The organism is Streptomyces sp. OfavH-34-F (assembly GCF_022347745.1).
Classification (GTDB): Bacteria; Actinomycetota; Actinomycetes; order Streptomycetales; family Streptomycetaceae; genus Streptomyces.
Window position 1 is genome coordinate 1 of sequence record NZ_JAKRGC010000467.1, and the last position, 3,658, is coordinate 3,658.

Genomic DNA, 3,658 nt, shown 5'->3' on the forward strand with positions numbered 1-3,658 from the left:
CCGGTGGACGCGGTGGCGGCGGGGGGCGTCGGGGGCGGCGCGGTGACTGGGGCGGGGGACGCCTCGGACGGGACGCCCCGGACCTTGCCGTCCGGGCCGAGGAAGGCGGGGCTGCCGCCGGGGACCATGCCGAGCTCCCGGGCGCGCCGCTCCAGCGCGTCGGGCTCGAAGGAGGCGTCGACGTCGCGCTGGAGGGCCTGCTGCTCGTCGGTCAGCTCGGTGGTCCGCTTCTTCAGCTCGCTCAGCTCGAAGGAGCCCTCGTTGAGCGCCGAGTTGAGCAGCAGCAGGGTGATCAGGCCGCCGCCCAGGAGCAGCACGACCAGCAGGACGAACGGGGTCCGGGCGGCGGTGCTCGGCCCGGCGGGCATCAGCCGGGTGAGCCGTGCGGCGCGTCCTTGTCGCGGCCCGGCCGGTTTGCTCACCGCTCGTCCTCACGGATGCGCTGGGCGCCGCGCAGCCGGGCGGGGGCGGCGCGGCGGTTCTCGGCGACCTCTTCCTCGGTGGGGAGTTCGGCGCCCCGGGTGAGCAGCTTGAGCCGGGGCTGGTAGCGCTCGGGGACCACGGGCAGGCCGGGGGGTGCGGTGTTGGCGGCGCCGGCCGCGAAGACCTGCTTCACCAGGCGGTCCTCCAGCGACTGGTAGGCGAGGACGGCGATGCGGCCGCCGACGGCGAGGGCGGAGACGGCGGCCGGAATGGCCCGCTCCAGCACCGTCAGCTCGCCGTTGACCTCGATGCGCAGGGCCTGGAAGGTGCGCTTGGCGGGGTTGCCGCCGGTGCGCATGGCGGCCTGCGGCAGGGCTTCGCGGATCAGTTCGACGAGCCGGGCGCTGTTGGTGAAGGGTTCCTTCTCCCGTTCGCGCACGACGGCGGAGACGATCCGCTTGGCCTGCTTCTCCTCGCCGTACGCGCGCAGGATGCGCACCAGCTCGCCCGGCGGGTAGGTGTTGAGCACCTCGGCGGCGCTGATCCCGGTCGTCTGGTCCATGCGCATGTCGAGTGGCGCGTCGCGGGCGTAGGCGAAGCCCCGGTCGGACTCGTCCAGCTGCATCGAGGAGACGCCGAGGTCGAACAGGATGCCCTGCACCTTGGGGACGCCGAGCCGGTCGAGCACCTCGGGCAGCTCGTCGTAGACGGCGTGCACCAGGGTCGCGCGGTCGCCGAAGGGGGCGAGCCGCTCGCCGGAGAGGCGCAGGGCCTCCTTGTCGCGGTCCAGGGCGATCAGGCGGGCCTCGGGGAAGGCGGTGAGCAGGGCCTCGCTGTGCCCGCCGAGGCCGAGGGTGCAGTCGACGACCACGGGGGGCTGGGGGCCGGGCGCCTCCAGAGCCGGTGCCAGCAGGTCCAGGCATCGCTGGAGCATCACCGGGACGTGTCGGGTCTGGCTCATGCGCCCTCTCAGGCTCAGCTCCCGGAGGGCGGGTCGTACGGCCTGGTCCCCGCCCGCTCGCGAAGGGGAGGTCCGCCGGCGCCGGGGAAGGGGCGTCAGCCGACCGGCGAGCGGGAGAGGGCCGGGCCGTACGTACGCCGCGCACACGGGGAATAGTTCGAAATGTGCAGGCTGTCGGTAACTTCCCGTCACTTTAGTCCACCCTGCCACTCGATCGATTCCCGATCAATCAACCCGGCAGCGCGTCGGCGCGCGTCCGTTCACCCGTGCGGAGGGCTGGAGGAGGGCTTGTGGATTACCTCACAACAATGACCGTTGACCTTTTTTGTCCGCTTCCCCGCCCCTTCCGCAGGGGTGCGGGGGTCTAACGTCTTGAGCATGTCGACTTCTGCGCACTCCCCCGCCGAGCCCTCCGCCCCAGCGACCACGGTCACCGACCGTCTGGTGGAGGCGAACAGCAAGTACGCCTCGGAATTCACGGACCCCGGTATGGACGCCAAGCCGGTGCTCCAGGTCGCCGTGGTCGCCTGCATGGACGCCCGGCTCGACCTGCACAAGGCCCTCGGCCTCGCACTGGGCGACTGCCACACCATCCGCAACGCCGGCGGCGTGGTCACCGACGACGTCATCCGCTCGCTGGCCATCAGTCAGCGCGCCCTGGGCACCCGCAGCATCGTGCTGATCCACCACACGACCTGCGGAATGGAGTCCATCACCGAGGACTTCCGCCAGGAGCTGGAGCGCGAGGTCGGACAGCGGCCCTCGTGGGCCGTGGAGGCGTACACCGACGCCGACCAGGACGTGCGCCAGTCGATGCAGCGGGTCCGCACCTCGCCGTTCCTCAAGCACACGGACGACGTGCGCGGTTTCGTCTTCGACGTGACCACCGGCAAGCTGCGCGAGGTCCTGCCGGCCTGACCGGAGGTTCCCGCGCGTCGGAGGGATCGGGGTTTCCGCACGTCGCAGCGCGGCGGATGGACACCTTCCGGTGACAAAATCCTCACCCAATCCGACATATCGCCTGCGGTTGTCCACAGGCGAGTGACACGAAGCGGTAACGGCAACAAGAATGCGTGAGTGACACCACGCCGGACCCCGTCCGGCGCGGTGTCCGCATTTCGGGGTGGGCCGGGCCGCACGAGGGCACCGGCCCGTGACTGGGGAATCCCGTGCTCCTGGTGAGCGCGGGAGCAGGGCCGAGGAGGGCCGGTGACGACCTATGACGATCGAGCGAGCCTCACAGATCTGACCAGCACCGCGGAACGGGTGCGCAGGTCGATGGAGGGCGTGATCGAGGGCAAGCCCGAGGTCGTACGGCTCACGCTGACCGTGCTCCTCGCCGAGGGGCATCTGCTGATCGAGGACGTACCCGGCGTCGGCAAGACCATGCTGGCCAAGGCGCTGGCAAGGTCCGTGGACTGCTCGGTGCGGCGCATCCAGTTCACGCCCGACCTGCTGCCGTCGGACATCACCGGTGTGTCCATCTACGACCAGCAGCGCCGCGAGTTCGAGTTCAAGCCCGGCGCGATCTTCGCCCAGGTGGTGATCGGCGACGAGATCAACCGCGCCTCGCCCAAGACCCAGTCCGCGCTGCTGGAGTCCATGGAGGAGCGCCAGGTCACGATCGACGGGCACAGCTACGGGCTGCCCGATCCCTTCATGGTCGTGGCGACGCAGAACCCGGTGGAGATGGAGGGCACGTATCCGCTGCCCGAGGCCCAGCGCGACCGGTTCATGGCGCGGGTGTCGATCGGCTACCCCCACCCGGAGGCCGAGCTGAAGATGCTCGACGTGCACGGCGGCACCTCCCCGCTCGACGACCTGCAGCCCGTGGCGCACGCGCACGACATCGTGAAGCTCATCGAAGCGGTCCGCGCGGTGCACGTCGCCGAGGCGGTCCGCCGTTACGCGGTCCAGCTCGTCGGCGCCACCCGCACCCATCCCGACCTCCGGCTCGGCGCCTCGCCGCGCGCCACGCTGCATCTGCTGCGCGCCGCCAAGGCGTCCGCCGCGCTGTCCGGCCGCGACTACTGCCTGCCGGACGACGTGCAGGCCCTGGCCGTCGCGGTGCTCGCGCACCGGCTGCTGCCCACCGCGCAGGCCCAGCTCCACCGGCGCGGCGCGGAGCAGATCGTGGGCGAGATCCTGGCGCAGACCCCGGTGCCCACGGCGGGCGGTGCGGCCCGGGTGCCCGCTCCCCCCTATCCGGCGGGCCCGGTCCACGGCGCTCCGGTCCTGGCCGTCCACGACGAGGGCGCGGCAGCCGACCGCCCC

4 protein-coding genes are annotated in these 3,658 nt (G+C 71.8%); 2 read left to right on the top strand and 2 right to left on the bottom strand.

Annotated features, from left to right (window positions below; genetic code table 11):
* Both MHW47_RS33400 and rsmH read right to left on the bottom strand, forming a co-directional pair.
* Nucleotides 1–368: septum formation initiator family protein (locus MHW47_RS33400; RefSeq protein WP_239227599.1), on the bottom strand; the 368-nt coding region annotated here is incomplete at its 3' end.
* 50 nt (nucleotides 369–418) lie between these two features.
* Entirely contained in the window at nucleotides 419–1,384 is a 966-nt protein-coding gene (gene rsmH / locus MHW47_RS33405; RefSeq protein ID WP_239227596.1) for a 16S rRNA (cytosine(1402)-N(4))-methyltransferase RsmH, read from the bottom strand.
* Nucleotides 1,385–1,762: 378 nt separating this feature from the next.
* Between rsmH and MHW47_RS33410 the strand changes: the two genes are divergently transcribed.
* Nucleotides 1,763–2,302: a carbonic anhydrase gene (locus MHW47_RS33410; RefSeq protein WP_239227597.1), complete on the top strand. Its 540-nt coding sequence runs from the start codon at nucleotides 1,763–1,765 to the stop codon at nucleotides 2,300–2,302.
* Between the two features lie 291 nt (nucleotides 2,303–2,593).
* Nucleotides 2,594–3,658 (top strand): MoxR family ATPase (locus MHW47_RS33415; protein ID WP_239227598.1); only part of this gene is annotated, 1,065 nt, incomplete at its 3' end.

Coding starts and splice junctions, on each gene's coding strand:
- rsmH (WP_239227596.1), bottom strand. CDS start 1,384: ATGAGCCAGACCCGACACGTCCCGGTGATGCTCCAGCGATGCCTGGAC.
- MHW47_RS33410 (WP_239227597.1), top strand. CDS start 1,763: ATGTCGACTTCTGCGCACTCCCCCGCCGAGCCCTCCGCCCCAGCGACC.